The organism is Pseudoalteromonas holothuriae, assembly GCF_945859825.1.
GTDB lineage: Bacteria > Pseudomonadota > Gammaproteobacteria > Enterobacterales > Alteromonadaceae > Pseudoalteromonas > Pseudoalteromonas holothuriae.
The window spans coordinates 22,959-42,900 of sequence record NZ_CAMAPC010000026.1 but is presented as its reverse complement, the minus strand read 5'-3'; the positions used below and the strand labels follow the sequence as shown (position 1 = coordinate 42,900).

7 protein-coding genes, 2 tRNA genes and 1 pseudogene are annotated in these 19,942 nt (G+C 46.1%); 9 read left to right on the top strand and 1 reads right to left on the bottom strand.

Features of this window, described 5'->3' with window-relative positions; all coding sequences use genetic code 11:
- The first annotated feature begins 53 nt into the window (after nucleotides 1-53).
- Together OCI93_RS19815 and OCI93_RS19810 are read left to right on the top strand one after the other, a co-directional pair.
- Nucleotides 54-130: transfer RNA gene (locus OCI93_RS19815), tRNA-Asp, on the top strand.
- A 198-nt stretch (nucleotides 131-328) separates the two neighbouring features.
- Nucleotides 329-405, top strand: a tRNA-Asp gene (locus OCI93_RS19810).
- 185 nt (nucleotides 406-590) lie between these two features.
- Here OCI93_RS19810 and OCI93_RS19805 read toward each other — a convergent pair.
- A pseudogene (locus tag OCI93_RS19805) lies at nucleotides 591-735 on the bottom strand (DDE-type integrase/transposase/recombinase); the annotation flags it as partial.
- A gap of 219 nt (nucleotides 736-954) precedes the next feature.
- On the opposite strand from OCI93_RS19805, the gene OCI93_RS19800 reads away from it, so the two are divergent.
- From OCI93_RS19800 to OCI93_RS19770, 7 genes are read left to right on the top strand one after another with little or no spacing between them, the layout of a single operon-like run.
- Nucleotides 955-10,323 carry a DUF6603 domain-containing protein gene (locus tag OCI93_RS19800; RefSeq protein ID WP_261627126.1) on the top strand — a complete coding sequence of 3,123 codons (9,369 nt, stop codon included), beginning with the start codon at nucleotides 955-957 and terminating at the stop codon, nucleotides 10,321-10,323.
- Nucleotides 10,324-10,326: 3 nt separating this feature from the next.
- Nucleotides 10,327-11,838, top strand: a complete 1,512-nt coding sequence (locus OCI93_RS19795) for a hypothetical protein (RefSeq protein WP_261627125.1) — start codon at nucleotides 10,327-10,329, stop codon at nucleotides 11,836-11,838.
- 3 nt (nucleotides 11,839-11,841) lie between these two features.
- A complete protein-coding gene (locus OCI93_RS19790) occupies nucleotides 11,842-12,735 on the top strand; it encodes a hypothetical protein (protein ID WP_261594309.1) in 894 nt (297 codons plus the stop codon).
- Between the two features lie 6 nt (nucleotides 12,736-12,741).
- Nucleotides 12,742-16,506 carry a coiled-coil domain-containing protein gene (locus OCI93_RS19785; protein ID WP_261627124.1) on the top strand — a complete coding sequence of 1,255 codons (3,765 nt, stop codon included), beginning with the start codon at nucleotides 12,742-12,744 and terminating at the stop codon, nucleotides 16,504-16,506.
- A 32-nt stretch (nucleotides 16,507-16,538) separates the two neighbouring features.
- Nucleotides 16,539-17,945 carry a hypothetical protein gene (locus tag OCI93_RS19780; RefSeq protein ID WP_261627122.1) on the top strand — a complete coding sequence of 469 codons (1,407 nt, stop codon included), beginning with the start codon at nucleotides 16,539-16,541 and terminating at the stop codon, nucleotides 17,943-17,945.
- Complete coding sequence (locus tag OCI93_RS19775) at nucleotides 17,936-19,231, top strand: hypothetical protein (RefSeq protein WP_261627121.1); 1,296 nt, start codon at nucleotides 17,936-17,938, stop codon at nucleotides 19,229-19,231. The genes OCI93_RS19780 and OCI93_RS19775 overlap by 10 nt, the downstream gene beginning before the upstream one ends.
- A 32-nt stretch (nucleotides 19,232-19,263) precedes the next feature.
- On the top strand, nucleotides 19,264-19,890 hold the full coding sequence (locus OCI93_RS19770) for a hypothetical protein (protein ID WP_261627120.1): 627 nt from the start codon (nucleotides 19,264-19,266) through the stop codon (nucleotides 19,888-19,890).
- The last annotated feature ends 52 nt before the right edge of the window (nucleotides 19,891-19,942 follow it).

The following is a 19,942-nucleotide window of genomic DNA, read 5'->3' as shown; positions in this document are numbered from 1 at the left end:
AGTCCCGTCCACTCCGCCAAATCTTACATAGTCGAAAGGCAGTTTTCCTTTGTGGAGTGGTAGTTCAGTTGGTTAGAATACCGGCCTGTCACGCCGGGGGTCGCGGGTTCGAGTCCCGTCCACTCCGCCATTTGATATCTAATACCAAGTTTATTACAACATTAATAATTACTAGTAAGCTAAGACTCATTAACTGTGTTAATAATTGCTTATGTAGAATAACTACATACCAAAGCTTTTCTCTGGTGAATAAGCAATTTATCTTTGGCAATATCTGGTCATTTATTTTATTGGTATAAGAGGACGCTCTATAAACGCATACCACTGCGGAGTGGTAGTTCAGTTGGTTAGAATACCGGCCTGTCACGCCGGGGGTCGCGGGTTCGAGTCCCGTCCACTCCGCCATTTATTTATATCAATATTTCACCTCTTATATCTGAACGATTAAGTTGTTCAACCAAACACCTTCCTTGTGGCACATTTTGTGACCAAACCTCATATTTTTATCTAAATATAACTCCTAGTGTTAAATTGTAAGTAATGGGATGGACTCCTCCTCAACCTGACGAAGTGGCATTTGTAGACCACAATGTTAGCTTGGCATCGGGCGAGAATGACATCGCCCAGCCACCACCTTTCTCGCAAACAAATCGATTACAACTGCTAAATACGTCTTGCGGTTTCCAGTCCAAACATAGTGACATCAACGCACCACACAGTATTTGGCTCAACAACTTGTTAAATTCAACTTAGCTATCAGCCTTGTAGCGCGATAGCGCTTAACATGTAATGATTTTGTTATTATTCTGTAATGCTCTGTAATGGACTTGTGATGTAGGGGGTGCTAAAAATTTAGCGTGACGAAATCTCTTATTTCAAACATAGGAAATGGGAGGCACGAGAGTGACTGTGGTTAGTCATTTGTTTTAAACGCCAATTTAGGATATCCGGCCAATGAATATTCCCATTGATGTGTCTGAAAGGAAGTTTTCCACAGCTCCTATTACATTGGAACCCGATTCCGTTGACCATCTCCTGCTAAATATTGGTCAGATGATAGGCTTGCTTATCAACAACAACGGCAAGTATGTCCTCAACGACCAATGGTTCGCTAACCCTCTGCAACAAACAAGCGATGGTTTTAAAAACAACAGTGAACAATTACCCGCCATTTTAAGCGAGTTGATGGGGGAATTGTCTGGAACTGCACTGGGTATTCCAGTGAAAGATCCCGGATTATTGGGTAGTTGGTATCCTATTAAGAACCCATCCAATGGTGAGCTTACGGGGCTGAATATCGTGAATTATGCTCAAGGGAAAGAGCAGGTTTTTGGGTTTGGTGTCCGTCATAACTGGGTGGTTGATCTTCCCAGTGCCGACATAGGCCCAGATAAAATTGTCACGAGCGTCTATGGCCTGATACCGCTGATAAAAGTGGGTCCTAATGGTTTGGGCATCGTAATTGGTCAGGCAGGTGCTCCCATTACACTTGGAGCAATGGTGGACTCTGGTGAAAACCCCATGATTAACTTTGGGGGATTCTCACTGGACGGGTTTAAGGTTACGGCAGATATAAATTTTAATAGTTCAGACCCGTTTAATTTAGCCATTGAAGTTATTCAACTGAAGTTGCCTTCTGAATCCAAACCACAAGATCGTTCTCTTTCGGATTTGGCGCAGTTGTCTGGTCAGCAGTATTTAGAAACGGCAGTCAGTTTGTTTATGTCTGCTTTGGCTCGTATTTCCAATCAAAGCGACAAAGGCAAGTACTTGCTGGCTGTTATTGGTTTGAGTGACAGAGTGGATGGTACGGATCTAAGAGTACCAACGCTGGATTGGATTGCCATGGCAAGTGATATCAGTAAGGGGGGTACTTTGCCCAAGCCCGTTATTGACTGGTTTAATGCCTTGTTGTCAGATAAGGCTGCCTTGGAAAATTGGTTAACCTGCATCAGTGGTTTGGTGGGCAATCCCACACCTGATATAACTGGTGATGGTTCGCGAGAGAACCCCTATGCCATTTCTATTTATACGGTTGACACCATAGGAACGTTAGATTTTACCATTGGCAGCCTGGTAGAAAAGTCGGGCGTTCGGCATTTGTATCCCGGTTTGCATTTCTCTTCCATCGGCTTCAAACCTGCATCTTCTGTAGATATCGCATTGCGAATCGTGTCGGATTTGGAATTGGCTGAGTTTGTCCTGAATGAAGGTGATGTGGATTATGAGGGGCCTTCATCTTTGAGCTTTACTACTGGCATCACGCTGGCAAACGAAGATACCAGTAAGCCCATGTTGGATTTTGACGGTTATACCTTTGGTTCGTTACAAGGCGGGGTATCCTTGGCAGGCGATTTGTCTGTTATACCGGCCTTTGAGCTGGTCAATGTGGTCACACCCAATTCACAGTATGATCGCATCGTTCTGACCGATCCTAACAAGCTGGCAGATATTGCTGAGTCGGAATTATATCTGGCTATCGACAAAGCCATATCAAACCTCTTGGGGCTGGAGGATAACAACAGTTTTGGTCGTGACGTGGCGACCCTTGTTGGCTTTAAAGCCCCTGCATCATTACCAGTTGGCGTGGCATGGCCTTTCGAGCTACCACTTGAGGCTAAGAATTTAACTAGCGCAATTACTGATCCGGTTCAGGCGATTGGGCGTTACTATCAAGCTGTGCTGACCGGTGCCGCGCTTTCCAATGGCGATACCGCTTTCACTTATATTATTGAAGGTCTTGCCAAGATTCTGCAGCAGTATAAACCGCAAAGTTTGCCTAAAATTAGCGTGATCGGGCAGGGGACCCCTTCTGAACCTTGGCAAGTACAACTGGCTGATAGTTCATTGCCAGTGTCACTTCAGGTTTGGCAGGTACAAACGGCGACTAATATCAATTTATATTTTGGTTTGTCGGTACAGCCAACCATTACGCTGGGCTCAACAGAGCTAGTGCCCAATATTCAACTAACGGTCTGTTGTTTGACCTTTGCGAAATCAGGTGACTTGAGTATTGACACCCAATGGCTGCCTCAAGTGAGTTCTGGTATCGAGTTACCTAAACCTTTCGCTACGCCACCAGTCTTTGATAGTCAATTTAAAGTGGATAAAGCTGGTTTGAAAGTTATGTGCAGTAGTGCCGCTGGCTGGCAGTGGGATTTTACCGCTCAGAAACCCACAGTGGTTATTAATGGTAAGGATTATAAGTTAGCTGATTCGTTATCCATTGATAATCCTACCCAATTAAAAGATTTGGTATTAAAGCAAGCTGCCAATTTTGCACCTGCACTGCTGGGCATAATCGGTTTGGCTATATATCGCAATGGCAGTCGGATGGCATTGGCGGCGGACGGTATTGCCGGATTGCTACCTAATATTGGCTCGGCCATGCCAGAAGGTGTGAATTGGCCAAACAATATGCCGTTACTCAAGTTACCTAACTTTGATGACCCAGTTGCAGCTTTAAAAATACAGCTAGATGCGATATTTGCAATTGGAAGCAATGCGACAGCCGCTTTGGGGTTACTAGCATGGGCTATCGATAGCAAGCAAAGTAATGCTCCGGCGATCAACGGTGATGGCACTTTTTCTAGTCCATGGGTTATGCCGACTCCTACACCCCTTGACGCACTGGGTTGGTATGACAATGGTCATTTAGGGTTAGGTGCCCAGTTCTTACTGAATAAAACCGTTAGTAATATCGAGATAGATAATCGGGTCATGCTCAAAGCAAGGGCTGTTGCTTTGAGCGGCTCAACTGTTGCTGCCAATATCACTCCCACTTTTGATTTTAGTTCTCACATTAAGAACAAAAGTGGCGCGTTGATAGACAACAGCACGCTAAAACTCAGTATCGGCAGTGTGGATCTAGGTTGTGTTGTGGAATATGCCAATGGCGGACTGCAATTCACTCCAGTGTTGACCTTCAGCGATGTGAATTTCGGCGATTTAACTTCAGCCACGGTGACATGGGAAGACTTTGCTTCGGCTTCCAAATCTGAGTATGCACTGATTCTGGATGAAGGTATTAACTCCTTGTGTCAGCAGTTAAAAGGCAACGACAGCTTCAACAAGGTATATACCTTACTGACCCAAATGGGGCTGGTGCTTAAAGTGGATGCTGAGAATACCCGTTACGGTATTCAGGCTAGTGGTTGGCGAGCCCTAACGGCGAATCCATTGACCTTTGTCAGTCAGGGATTGTTGAATGTACTGGCAGACACAACAGCCAGAGATAACCTGTTTGCCCTGATGGAAGAGATTACTGGTATTACCTTACCGACTTTACCGCCTGCGGTATTAGAAACTCTGGCGGCGCTTGAGTTCCTGCAATCTAAAGATTTGGGTTATGCCATTAATATGCCAGTAGTACTGCAATTCTGTCAGGCACCAATTAGCACTTTGGAAAATCAGTGCAAGGCGTTGCTAAGTGATGCGGAACGTGTCAAACAACTGCTGAGTGAACTCAAGACGCTTAACAAGCCTGTCAGCTTTGGTCCTTTTACCATGACGCTGACTAATAATGGCAGCATCACTGTTACCATTGATAAGAATATTGCTTTAGGGCAACTGTTTGAGTTATCGGGCTCGGTAACCTTCGACCTTGCACAACAAAAACTGGTGCTGGATACCCGTTTTTACAATCAATCTATCAATCTGGCATTAACGCCTGAACTCACTTTGTCATTGCCGGTTGGAACCCAAAACTTCAGTGCCAATTTTGCTGTGCTGGTAGCTTGGGGTGACGGTTCTTTACCCAGTGCGCAGTCATTGGCCATTTACCCCTTTGATAAGAATGTTTTCATTAATCAGGTTGCCGAATTGGCGCCAGTTTATGCATTATCCAGTTTTGTTACGGGCACAATTGAAAACCAGTTGCTTGCCGATTACAGCGCCGCTCAGGTAATTCTGGGGGGCATTGGTATGGCGTATCAGGATGATTCCGGTAAGTGGCTCATGCCGGCATTGAACGGTTTGATCACCGATCCGAAAGGGTGGTTATTATCAAATAGTGTATTGGGTAAAGATGGACAGTTCGATTTAGGCACATTAGGGCGGGTGCTATCCAATATTCCGGAAGTGAAAGCCAGCAGTGGCATTGGTTTTAAGAAAATCACTGGCGGTGCGCAACTTTATGGATTGCCCTACGGTATCCATATCAATGTTACGGCAGACAGCACTCAAGCAACGTTCAGTTCGGGTATTAGCGGCTTCGCGATTGCTGGTGGTAAGGCCAATATTGAGAATCTGAACTTGGGTATTGCGCTCAATGCTAGTTATCAGCCAAGTATTACCGGAGACATTTCGGTCAGTGGTGATCAGTCATTGCCCATAAAAGTCAATGCTGGCTACAACAAACAGTTTGCACTGAGCATTGCACAAACCAGTACGAATGGGATTAGTTTGGTCCTGATGCCATTCCCAGGATGGGAACCGTTGGTAAAACAGATCGTCAATGCAACGGCACAGAAATTACTACCGCGGCTCACCGATATCTTGCTGACTAAGTTAGAAGCCAAACATACAGAGCTTAAGCCGTTTATTACTAAGCTGAGGACGGTCTCCTGCGAATTAGACGTGCAAAAGTTACTCAGTGACATTACCAATGCTATTAGTAATCCGGGTCAGCAATCAGTTGCCGATGCAGTTGCCGCAGCTGCGTTAGGGTGGTTGAAAGACCTTTTCGATGATACTAATGTGAGTCAGACTACGGATGCCATTACTGCTATTTTCACTGGTGTGATCTCCGGTGTAACCGCAGAAAAAGGGCTGATCAGCTACACACCTAAAATTGATTCTTTACCGATAACTTTACTGGTAGGGAAAAATACCCTTAGCAAAGTGGAACAATTAGGTATTTGGGTGCAAGTTCATGCTCCAACTTCCAGTTTGTTGTCATTCGGCATTTCGCCTACAGGGGTGGGTGTTGGGCTAAGTGATGGCAGTATTCAATATAATTTGGCTTTGGAAGTGAATGCGCCTATTGGGTTGGACTGCGGCCCAGCTTTGAATTTTGGTTATGAAGCTGCGCGCAAGAATCTGGTATTAAGTTTTGACCCACTTGGTGACAACAGTACCCTAAAACGCGAGCTGTATCCGCAGTTTTTCCCTCCTACGACGTCCGCTAATTTAGGCTCAGCCATTTTGGATTGGTTAGGATTGGTTGTGACTCAGGTATTGCCTCGTTATATCTCCATTGCCGTGCTGAATACTTCCGCGGTTAGCAAATGGTTATCCGATCCTCTGTTTACTGATGGCCCAAGTGCGGCAGATCTTTTGGTTGCCAGTCAGGTGTTAGTGAAAGAATCACTGGGGGTCAAAACCCAATATGTTTTGAATACTCTTTCAAACCTGCAAACGATTGAACCAGAAGCTTTCATTGCCAATTTCCTGAAAACATTGCTCGAAAAGCAGGTGAAGGTTCTGCCTATACCAGACGGTGGTGTGTTCCTTGGAAAGGTTGGAGACAAATATGGCATTCGAGCGCAAATTCCTAATATCAAATTGGGGAGTACCACAATTCAGTTGGGAGCGAAGGATGGTGGCTGGATCAAACGTGCTGGTGGGCCGGATTTGGACTCAGGTATTAGCATTTACCTTCCCATTAATGAAACGCCGGAATTCGATAAGCTTTCCGTTAACTTTGTTAATGTTGGTCTGGACTTAAATGGTAAGGGGAATGCCAACCTTATTAGCTTAAGCCGCTTTAATTTAAAGAGCATTGAACCGCGTATTTTACTTACGTTGGACTTCGGTCAAAGTTCAATTGTGACTTTTGGCGCAGGTGCGGTGGCTGAGGGCATTGCCATTTCATTGGCTCCTAATACCGAGGCAAGCGGTGATGGTGGTAATCCAGTTGCAGCTAATGTATTGGGGAGTGGAGCCAGTGCCGCTAAACCCAGTGACAGCAAAGATAATCCGTCTGTGAACCCTGCCTTCTCCGTTCGCGCAGGATATGTTTCTGAGCTGAGCGTGGAACTGCTCAATATGGACGGCGATGCTGCCGAGAAGGTCTGGGTGCCGGTGCAAAGAAGCTTCGGCCCGGTGCATGCTAACAAGATTGGCATAGGATGGGAGCAAACCGACATGTTGTTGGACGTACTGTTTGATGGCAGTATCGGATTAGCTGGCTTGTTGGTCGAACTGCAAGAATTGTCTGTGGGTATACCGGTTGAGCATCCCACAGACTACAGCCAATATCATCTGGATCTACAAGGGTTGGACATCAGCTACAACGGCGGTGCAGTGGAGATGACCGCCGGTTTGTTAAGGTCTCAGGATAAACCCACTGACCCAATTATTTACACCGGTCAGGCCAGTTTGAAGGCCAGCACTTTCAGCTTGTCTGCAATAGGTTCCTATGCCGAAGTAACGGATGCAGCAGGTAAGAGCGAGCCCTCATTGTTTGTTTTCGGACAACTACAAACACCTTTAGGTGGTGTACCAGCTTTCTTTGTGAACGGTGTGGCAGCTGGGTTTAGTTACAACCGCGATTTAACGTTGCCGGATATAACCGGCGTGCAAACTTTCCCCTTGGTGCAAGTGGGGAATTTCACCAGCAATGACCCCGGTGACGCGCTTGCCCAGTTGAATGACGTAGTTAAACCGAGAATTGGTGAATATTGGGTTGCTGCCGGGGTGCAAGCTACCTCTTTTGAGCTAATTGATACCCAGGCATTGTTGTTCGTGAAGTTTGGGCGAACCTTTGAAATTGACATTATAGGTTTGTCTACATTGGCTTTACCTAAGAGCCTGAACAAGAAGCAGAATAAAGATCTGAGTACTAAGCTGGCTTATGCAGAACTAGCAATCAAAGCATCGTTCCGTCCAGACGATGGTGTGGTGAGTGTTGAAGCGCAACTGACGCCCAACTCCTTTATTCTAGACAAAAGCTGTCGATTAACAGGCGGTTTTGCTTTCTACCTTTGGTACAAAGGAGAGCACAAAGGCCAGTTTGTGATCAGTTTAGGTGGCTATAACCTTGCCTTCCAAAAGCCTGACTTCTATCCAAAAGTGCCCCGTGTTGGATTTTCCTGGACTATTAGCAGTGAAGTATCCATTAAAGGTGGAACCTATTTTGCTATGACGCCGATAGCCATCATGGCAGGGGGAGATCTGCACGCGACTTTTTCAGCAGGGCCAATTAAAGCCTGGTTTGATGCTGGCGCTGATTTCATGATTGCTTGGGAACCATTCTACTTCCAGGCTAACATTAATGTCGTAGTCGGTGCTTCTTTCACTGTGAAGTTGGTAGGTGTGAAGGCGACGATTTCAGCTCAAATCGGAGCTGGGTTGGCGATATGGGGACCGCCCACAGGAGGCGCGGTTAAAGTGGATTGGACGGTGATTTCCTTCTCCATTCCATTTGGTTCCAAGTTGAATACAGCCAGCGATAAACCTTTAAGCTGGGGAGCCTTTGAGCAGCAGTTTTTGCCCAGTGATGGCAAGGTAGTTACCAGGAGTGACGAAAATGGCCTCGCCAGTGATAAATTGTCAGCTACGTCAGGTGAAGAGGACGCTTCGGCAGATGAAACCAATGTCATTAAGTTTAACTATGGCGAAGGTTTGGTGCCTGCGGACAGCAAAAATCCAGACGATGGAATAATTAAGCTAACTAGCGGGCGTTTTTCAATTGATTTAAATTCGGTGATCCCTTTCACCACTTTGACGGCACTTGAAGGCTCCACTTCGACGGGTAAAGCCATGGGGATTCGCCCTATGCATAACAACAAAGTAGAAAGTGAAGGAACAGTTAGTTTGTCCTTCTTCGATGGCTTGAAATATGTTCCTGTTGAGCTGTCTGAGACCACTTTAGATATTGTTGACCTGATAGATGGCGCATCTGGTGCCTTATGGTCAGATAAGGATTTTGATCCCGATCAGCTTCCCGATCCTGATAGCATGGTGATTAAGAAAGCCTTGATGGGCGTTAGTATTGTGGCCCATAGACCCAAGTATCTAAATGAAATTGGGCCATTCGATATCTTGAAAGCCTTTGATACCGAGTCTATCGGGCCTTTGAACCTACCCTTTGACAATACACCAAATTATCAACCTGGCTCGCCACCAGCTCAGAAAAATCAGTTGCAAACCATTCATGATACTTTGATGTCAGAAGCGGTGATTACTATGCGAAATCAATACCTGAATGCTTTATCTGATGCTGGATTTGTCGCTCCATCCAACCCTGATCTAACGATCATGGCAGCCTATGTGAAAGACATATTGGTTGCACCGCCAGTGTTGGCTGCTCCGGGCCAATATCTGCCTGTCAGCACAGGTTCCTTCAAAGTAGTTGCATCGGCTGCGCCAGAGTTGCTTCAGAATAAACCGTTGGAAGCGCCAATTTTGCTGGCTGCGACTAACCGTTACAAAACCGGATCAGCTTCCAATTCCTCAACTGATACCTTGGTGCGCAGAGACAGCACAACAGCCAGTCATTGTCTTCAATGTACACGCACCTTGAAGCATATGGTTCAAGTTCAAGGGGGAGCCAGAAGTGCCATATTGCATCCAGGTGGATCACAGATCTGGCGACTTGACGAGAATCATGGCAAACATGAATTGGGTGTAAAAGGGCAATCACCAGTTCGAGTGAGTTTTTACGGTAAACATCATCATTTGCTGGACCATGCAGTACATCAACCCGGAACGCTTATGACATTGCCGCAGGGAACAACCACAGTGGTTGTAAAAGCCTTGTCTTATCCTGCTTGTGACAATGCATTGGTGGGATGGTTGAGCAGTAGTAACGTTTTGAAGTTGAACCCCTATTATTACCAGTCCGGTGATGTGTTGATTCGACCTCAGTGCGCGTCACCTATCCGAGAGTTTGGTCAACGGGTCAAGCTGGGATACATCAGTGCCGCTACCGTCATGAAGGAAAACCTGATTAGAAACGAACATGATGAAGCGCAGTCTGGATGGGTGGAAACGCTGATGCCTTCTTATGTTCGCACGGTTGCTGTGTTAATGAAGGGAAGCAATCCACGCCGAGCATTGAGTTATGCTTTCAAAGTAGAGCCCGAGTCAGTGATGGAGTATACCTCTTTAGAAGCAGAAGAAAGCATATTGCTATCAGATGCTCAAGCCCTGCTTTATAACATTCCTTTGACCTGTGACAGCACGCCGTATCTCAGCATTCAAACCCAACCTGAACAGGGAACTGAGCTGTTAGGCGTATTGGGCAGCGAATTGTCTGAGCAAAACCTGAAAACCCGTTGGGACAACCAGTACCTGTTCCAGCACAGCATTGATTTGGAAGATGACTTGAGCGAAATCAAAGGCACTTGCATCACCGTTAATTCAGCAAAGGAGCAATAAGTCATGAGCGACGATAACGTGAACGAAAATGATTTGCCACCGGGAGAGATCGCCTTTTTTGGAGCTTGTTATCCGCCTCTGCAATCTGGGCAATATCAACTGGAACTAAGTCAGACGCTGAAAAATGTACCGGGGGAGTCAGCGCCTCCCAATTTTAAGCGGGCTCAGAAAATCAGTTTAACCAGTCCCAGATTCACTCTGGCAGCCAGCTCGGTACAAATGGTTTATCCGCCAGCTGATGCAGTTGGTAATTTCTTGAATACCATGCCCAACGTGGTATTGACTCGCAGAACACTGCCCTGGGAGCGACCAATTGATCCGCATCATATTGGCCTGAAAGCATCGGCGACAGTGGATGCCAGTCAAGATCATACTCCTTGGTTAGCGTTATTAACCCTGTATCAAAACGAAGCTGAAAACATCAAACCTAAGCAACGTTCGGTAGCCGAGTTGCTTGACACCGGGAATACAAAAATCAAAGGCCCAGACTTGGGTGGTCTGGTTTCCGATGCGCAAAAGCAAACCTTGTGTTTGACCATAGATATTAGTCCGACGCTGTTTCAAACCATCGCGCCCAAAGTGGATGAATTGAAATATCTGAATCATGTTCGTCAGGTCAATACCGATGGCAAAGAAGTTTTGGGTATTGATGAAGAAGGCTGGTATAGCGTGTCGGTGAGTAACCGTATCGTGAAAACCGGCGAAAAGAACACAGTTTATCTGGTGAGTCTAGAAGGGCATAAAGCCGACCTCCCTGGTGGCGGCGCAGATCTCAGTAATATTGATGCTCTGCGTTTTGCGGTACTGGCAACTTGGTCATTTACAGCCGAAAAAAGCTCGGGAGATTTTTTGGGGTTGTTGCAAGCATTGCCAGAACGCGGCGGTATTGAACTGATGCAAATGCCAAACCGAACCAAAACTGCTGGTAGCGTGCCTGACACGGTCAACAATGTCTTGGATATCGGCTACACCACCTTGCAATTGCAGTTGCAAGATGGTGAGCAGACTAATGCCTGGTATCGTGGTCCTATGGTGGCCCAGCCCACTAGCCGTGAAACGGCTATCAGTTATAGCACGGCTGATCAGGCAATTCGTTATGATCATACCAGCGGCTTGTTTGATATGTCTTATGCCGCCGCATGGCAAATTGGCCGTTTGCTGGCTTTGTCTGATGCCACCTTTGCAAAACAATACTACAACTGGCGAATCGCCAATTATACCTCCATGGATGCCACAGCCGAATCCCATGTCGTAAGTGATAAGTTGGGCAAATTGGCTCCCGATAATTTGCATCAACCCGCTCGAAAAGTGGCCGAGCAGGCGGGGGTTCAGTTGTTGGCAAAGCACATGATACTAACTGCTAAGAGTATTCCTGTCTCTCGAACTCATCAGAAGGCCCGGCCAAGTGAGACGTTACCGGGCGTAATAAGCGCAGAGCAAATGAAACAACACTTGCAACGTGGCTTGCCTCCCATATTGGCCATCAAGCCTAAGACCGCAGACCTAACGGAGTAGATCATGAAGAGTTGGATACCTCGTGGCGGAGAGTTTGCCGCCAAATTACAAAATACTGCCAAACCGATAGCAGGAACTGCACTCGCCGAGCTGATGCCGGATTATGTGAAGAATTGGTTAGCACAAGCTCGATTGCTGTACGGCGTACCTTTTGAGTATCAGGTGTGTGATGAGCACTACCTACCAGTGGAGTCGATGCGTTTCTTCTACATTGACAGAAATTGGACCGATGCGTTGATCGATGGAGCTCTTAGCATTGGCACAACCAGCCGTGATTTGCTGTTTAAGCGTACTAATATTCGAGACATTCAGCAAACATTGGATGAGTTGGAAAAGACCGTAAGAAGTGGATTGCGAGGTGTTAAACCACCCCAAGAGTTAAGTAGTGACCTGATCAGCGGCTTTTTACTGCGCTCTGCCGTGGTGAGTGGTTATCCGGGCATGGATATCAAAGGTTATGTTGATAAGGCCCGCACGCAAACCTTACCGATTCTGCGTATTGAGCGACTAGCCCCTGACATTTTGGTGTGTTTGTTTTCTGGTAAACCCGCAGATGTTGCATTACAGCAGCCTCCGGAGGGGTTGCATTTTGGTGTGCGTCAACTTGATGCCAGCAAAGATGTTTATTCAGTGATTTTACGGCAGGTCTCTGGTGATAAAGTAGGGTTGCAATTTGAACCATCTCAACAAGCTGATGTGAGCTTTCGCAAAAATGCCGATGGCGTGTTGGATATCTCTGCGTCAGTAAAAAGCATTGGCGACAAACTCCTTTCATTGCATCAACAACTCCCCAGTAATGTTCTTGATTCATCTGGCTTTGCAATTCAGATGGTGCGTGCATCGGGGTTACAGCAATTTACCACCGGCGTTTTGCCAACACAGGGTAACAGGGAGTGACACCTCATGACTAATATCACAAATACACCAGCACCTTTGTGGAATGGACCTCGATTTGAAGTGCCAGTTTCCATTGAAGCTTTGATGATAGGTGAGCCTAATCGCTTTGATGGCAATGGAAATAATGTGTTGTGGGCTGACATTGCTGTGAACTACAAAGATGTACGCAAAGGAGGTGATGGTGGCTTTCCAGCTCCTTTTGCTAGAAGATCTGAAGCGCCGGGAACAGGGGTACATTTGCATTGGACATTACCCAAATCTTTGCGCTCAGGACTACAATTACCCAGCTCAGATGTGATATTCCCGTCAGTGCCTGACCGTTGGTTAATTCTACGTTCGCTGGTGGATGAGTCGGGGGAAACTATAGAGCATACCGCATGGATACTGGAAAGTAATTTTGTAGGTTCACTTTCGGACGGTGGCACGAATGCCTTCCCAGAAGACGGTTTAGATAGTGAGGTTACCTATTTAGGTAAACGCTTCGACTTTCCCGGTTGGCAAGAGAGTGGCAATAAGGGAATTTCTTTAAAAGCGATTGCTCCAGGGGATTTGGGATTTGCAGCGGTATACGACAACGTCACCAATGTATTTGCTTTTTTTGATGATATGCAAGGCGCAGCCACCGGAAAATATAGCTACTCCGTCGTGGGCTGGTATGCCGATAGCACACAGGACATTCTTTACAATCAAATTACGGACGAGGGAAAAGAAACTCCTTGGCAGACTCAAGAGCAGTGGTCTGAATTGATGCAGGTATTGGGGTGGAAAACCTACAATCTTGATACTGCTAAATCTGATTGGGAGGCGTGGAAAACCAGCCATCATATTACCGGTTCTACGCCGTTTCCTGAGCAGGTGGTCTTGCCAGCGCAAAGCCTTTATCACGGATTAATTTTTAATGTGGATTGGCAAGGTCCGGGGCAGTCCTATGACACAGGTGTGCCAACAGGACATCCAACTATAGCCATAGGTAATTCGCCGGTAGAAAGCATTGCAGCATGGCTTGCTGACACTATGAACCAACCCGAATCGGAGCGTCTGCTCAATGCCCTGAATCTGGATTATATCTATGACTTTACCTCTAACCATGTACGCTTCGAGGAGAAGATGCATAACAATGAATTTTTCGGGTTGAGTGCAGGTAAGTTATGGCAGGTGAGCAATAAGCACGACCAAAGTAGCGGTTCTGGTGATATGAGCGTGTTGTTGAGCCGCGAAAATACCGATGCGCTTACGGTATTAAACGATGCGCAACGAGAATTAAATAGTGTGCAACAGCACAAGGCAAGTGCCGAAACAGAGTTATTTGCTTGTGGCTGGAAAATTAATCGCGTGTCCCCTTTTGATTCGGCTCTATTAGAGCAAGTTCAGGATGCTATTGACGCCTTAATGGCGACTATTAAAAGTAATGAAAAGCAGATAACCGCACTGCAAGACAAAATCAAAAAGCAATATGACGACTTGGATTCTAATCTCGCCAACGATTTGTTTTTAGAGCAGATAGAAGCCCCTCGTTTTTATCAAGCCAGCGATCCGGTTTTGATGATTGCCAATGCGGCTTCAAATCGCAAATTGTCTGGAGCTGGTAGCGCCGACAATGGGGCGACATTGATTGGGCGTTTCACTGGCCAAAACATGACTTCACTGACGGTCACAGCTCAATTGCAACAAGGTTCTAAAACGGTCGTTTTTGATCAAGCGATGCTTGCCAAATACGTGAGTTTTCCCACGACCGTAGGACTGCCAAAAGAAATGCAGGACTTATGGACTGAAAGCCTGTTAGTGAACACTAATAATGCCACGTTGTTGGCAATTTGGTTTTTTAAGGATTTGGATATTGTACCGTCCAGCGGGCAGGTACCGAAACTGGCAGAAAGTATTAAGGAACAACAATCCAAAATTTGGAATGCCTCGGTTCATGCTGCATTTGATCAAGTCGCGATGACGGCGCTAGCCAAGTTTAACGGTGTTGTACCGGAAAAGACTTCGGTACAAGAGTGGGAGCCGCCTTGGTCGCCATTGTATTTTGACTGGGAAGTGCAGTGGTATCCCGGTGCTGAGAATAGTGATGATGTGCTTGAGCATTGGAGTTACGGTGAAATCGACTTCGAGTGGCCAGCAAAGCAGGCTATTAACACCGCAAATCATATATCGTTGCAGGGACGCACGTTGATGAATGCTCAAGTCATTAATGGCTTATACGACAAATTAACAAAGTTTGTTGGAAATTCCAGTGAATTTAATCAATTGCCTATTAATCAGCAAAATGAACTCAAGGAGATGATAGAGTCCATCAAAGATTATGATGTGCTGACTCAGTCGTTAGGTGGGTTTGCGAATCAGATGATTTTGCGTAATCCGACGCTTATTAATCCGCTTTATTCTAAAACTAACCAATCTCTCAACAAGCAACTGGCTGAAATTAATCAGATGACTGATGGGCAACAACATTGGTTGCCGATGGTGGATACAGTAACTGATAACCTGCCATTTTCCCCCTTTAGAAGCGGACATTTTATTTTTAAGCGTTTTTGGGTGATTGACTCTTTTGGGCGTTATTTAAGTGCCGGTGATGCTGGGGCGTTGACGCCTATTCGCGCCGAAACGGTTGCAACCCCAGGAGGAGAGGGCAACAAAAACTATGTCCAAATTACTCCCCGCTGGAATCAACCGGCAAGACTGAATTTTAATTTGCTGGATGCCAATAATGACAACGTGATTAGTAATTCATCAGAGTTAACATCTCCCATATGTGGTTGGGTGCTCTCAAATCATTTGGATGATGCCTTGATGGTGTACAACGCCAATGGCGATTTATTGGGTCAGGTTCAGGCGGTCACCCGAGATAATGACACTGGGTTACGCTGGGATCCGGTTCCGGGTAAAAACTTTCCTTATGGTCAGCCGCCGCAAATAGAAAACGAGCACTTGCGTGATTTGATTAATGCCTTGTTGGCAAAAGGAGCTAATGATGCGGGTGTATTACATCAGTTACTAAGCGTGATCGATGCCACGCTTTGGCAAACCGACGGACTGGGAAAACGTCAACACTCTAATTTATCAGTATTAGTGGGTTACCCTCTTGCTGTCGTGCGTGCCAAAACCAGTGTGGGGTTGATGGGCAGCCCTGCTTATGACCAGAACTGGAGTCAAACCGGGAAACACAATGATGACGAGCTGTTAAAGGTCAAATTTCCTGTTCGAGTGGGGGATAGTGGCATCAAGCAAAACGGTGTTATGGGCTACTTCGCTGACAATCATTACGAGCAGTTCAACGCTGTCTATGGTTATCAGGCCGGTCATAATAGCGTGCGGATGCAAATGAAAGGTGCGCAGTTGGAAGCAAGTTTGAGTGCCAGCAATTATTTGAACACGGAGCCGCTGCTGCATCTTCCTCCTGATGGTAGCACCGACTCTCCAACCGAAGTTCTGTTGACCTTGTTGGTCGATCCAAGAGGAGAGATTCCTATTGCCAGTGCGGCTACCCCGCTAAAAGAAATCTTTTTGGCGCCAGGCCCAGTGGCACGAGCAATGGAAAACATTGTTATAACCTTCAGAACAGGGCCGATATTGGTCGAACCTGAACAGATCAGGATGCCATTGCCTGGACAGGTAGAGGGCAAATGGTCCTGGATTCACAGGACCGGTGTCACCCTTTGGCAAGAGCAGGATAAAATCTGGACCCAACAAGACACCGCCAGCTTTAACGACAACCCGCCAATATTGCAACAAGGGTGGTTAAAACTCGGTTCAGCACTAACCAAATCTTAGAGCAATCCAACAGAATAGGCAGGTTTGTCATTATGAGTACCATATTAAATTACAATCTTAGTCCATACGGTGCAGTAAAAGGTGAAAACGTTACACTCACTCTCACCATTACTAATCCGTCCAATGGCAAAAAGCAGGACAACATTAGGGTCTCTTTGCAGTTTGACTTGGATCTCACTGCCAATAGTGCTGATGTGCATCCGTCAAGCAAAGAGAAAAGCTGGAGCAATGCGGCTCAAACCACATCCAGTGGTGTGGTTTTTGTGATTCAGCCTGATGACGGTGTGTCGCTGGACCCAGGGAAATCCGTGCAATTTTCTTTTTCCAATGTGTCAATTACTGACAATAACAGCATTGGTAAGATAGCACTGATTGAGCAAGTGGATGGTGAAACACATACTAGCAACCTTAGTGTGCTAAAGCTGCAGCCCAAGTTGGACATGGTTGGTTATGCCAATCCGGTGAAAATCGGGAAAGGGCAGTCTACTACATTGTTCTTCACATCCAATGCTGCCAGTAAAATTATTATTGAACCCATCGGCAAGGAAATCAAAACCAAAGTACAAGGAAATGGGCAGACCTTCTCAACGAGTTTGAAGTGGACGCCGGAAGTACAAAGTGGGGACAACTATACATCCACTTATACCTTAACGGCATACAATGATGCCGGAGATTACTTCCCCTTCATTATCAATGTTTATACAGAGAAACCTGTCATAAGCAGTTTTACAGCTGAACCGGCAACAGATGTTAGTCTTGATGATGATAATGCCGTTACTCTGAGCTGGGAAACGCTCTACAGCAATGTAACCTACCTTCAGCCCCAGTATGGCGGGCCGATTCTCGTTGCCAATAACGGTCAACAGACTTTTAGTGGGCAACAACTTAAACGGTTTCTCAGGAATAGTCCCAATCAGTCTTCACTCGAATTTAGCTTGATTGTTGATAATGGTGATGGATATCAGCACTCATCATCTATCTCGGTTGAGTTGGCTTCTGCCAGGATTTTGTACTTCAAATTCAAGAACCCTGATCTGACTTACCCCATTTTCGCTGCTAAGAATGCTGTCGATGCAATTATGCAAGGTGGGAATGGGGATGATGTACCCAACACTTATACAATCGATGGTTCTGGCGGACCATTGGAACAGTACTTGGGTGGTAAAACGGATGTACCACAAATTATGTATTTCAGTCCAGACAAAGAAAACATTAAAGCTGGCGAGAAGATCACATTAAATTGGGTTGTACAGAACATCAGCAAAATGACCCTGATACCTGGAAATATTGATGCGCCAATTGATGAAGAGGGCAAGGGAGGTGTTGAAGTGACCGTTACTCAAGACACCAACTATGTCTTAACCAGTCAAAGCGGGTTGACGAGTACATTGGCTGTTCAGGTCACCAATAGTGATGGGCTGGAACAAGGATGTCAATAGAACAATCATTTAGTCATCAGCTGTGTGTTGGAGAATCGTTCTCTGAACGCCTGTTGCGATATGGTATTGCTCCAGATTGCGTGATGGAGAAGGTGGATACTGCTGTCTATGTAAACGGACTGCATTTGGGGCACTCATTGGCGTTTTCCGATCTGATTCCTACTGCCGTTAAAACGGTTTTCACAGTACAGGAATTAAAGCAATTGGGAGGCATACCTGACGCCAGTTTTAGTGCTGGATTAGAGGATGATTATGTGGATTATCCACCGCCCTTTAACAGTGTCAATATGCCTTCATTGGCGGAATGTCAATTCGATATTTGCCAACTTAAAAGCAAGATGACGCCAGAGCAATTGGCGCATACCTTAATGGCTTATGTGGCTTATATCAAAGGTGACTCTCACAAAGTGGCGGAATATGAGTCTCATATCAACGCCATCCACTTTCCATTGACTGTCACATTGTACGCCGCCGAGCACTTACATGTGAGCAGCGGTTCACCGTTGTATTTAAACAATCCTGAAACTCATCCGGTGTGTGTGATCACAGGTAGTCTCACAATGGACGATGAAGCGCAGTTGTGTGTGTATACCCCTGTTGTCATTGATACTGGTTTTGCTGCCATCACTAATTTGTTGTTTGTTGGAGAAGATGGGCAGCCGGGAGCCAATGCGCCCGACGGATATAACGGTGCTAATGGACGAAATGCTGTCCAGGGTTCGGTGGTAGATGAGTATCCCATGCCGGTGTGTATGGGACAAATTCAGGCAACACAGGGATTGCCCGGAAACCATGGGAATCACGGTGCATCGGGAGCTGATGGACGCATGGCCGATTTTTGCTTGCTCAAGAGCGACATTTACTCCGGCACCATCAAGGTTCGGTTTGGTTCAGCCTGTGGCGGTAATGGTGGTCTCGGTGGCAATGGCGGTAATGGTGGTATAGGCGGCAATGGTTGTGACGCAATGGGGGTGTGCGATTCCCTCAATGCTGGTAATGGCGGCAATGGTGGCAATGGTGGAAACGGCGGTAATGGAGGCAACGGTGCCAGAGGCACAGATTTAATTGTGTCTTGTCTCGATGTCCCGCCACAAATAGATTTTGCCTCAAAACAGGAATTGCCTTCTTTATTTCTGGATGGACAGCCGGGTAAGCCCGGGCTAGGTGGCAAAGGAGGAGCTGGGCTGATGTCTGGAACTGAAGGATTTAGTGGCAGTGGTGGAGAAGCTGGCAGTGCAGGTAAATTGCCAGCACTGAGTATCGTTGTCAGTTCTTTATCTAAATAATTGATAAATTTAATTTTAAAAGGAAACAACTCATGAGTAAGAAATTCTGTGATTTGACAGATAGCCAAAAAGCGGCACATGACGCCACATTGGCTAAATATACAATTGATAAAAGCGCGACGCCTGAAAGTACCAACACATCTGATCACCCTGGTGGACTTCAAGTAGGGCATGAGCATAACTACACAAAACAGGTTGCCGTGAAGGATATTGATGATCTCAATGATAAGGTCGGTTACCCCAGCGAATACTATCACAATGGGACAGCAGATGATTCCGATATTGATTATCCCGCCCCCTTTGCACAATCAAGTATCGCGAAAATGAATCCCAAGGATGCTGACTTCAAAAAGCAGCTGTCCAAAGAGGAGCATAAGGTTTTGAAGCAGGCCATGAATAGCTATTTACATGGGGATTCATCGAAATTACAGGATTACAAGGACGCCATTAATACCACGTTCTTCAGAAAGCCGCTCATGATGGCGGTATCCAGTTCGCAAGATATCACGATCACTAAAGATCACCCTTTAATAGTCAAAGGTGACCATAGTGGTCAGCCTGTGCATTTGGTTTATGGCACGGTGACCATTGAGGATGGAGGCTTTATCCAGTCTGACGTGCCTTTTATCATTTCCAGTCAAGTATTCACGGTTCTATAAACTACGGGAGGAAGATGTCATGACAGGTATTAAAATTTTAGCTTCATCTGGA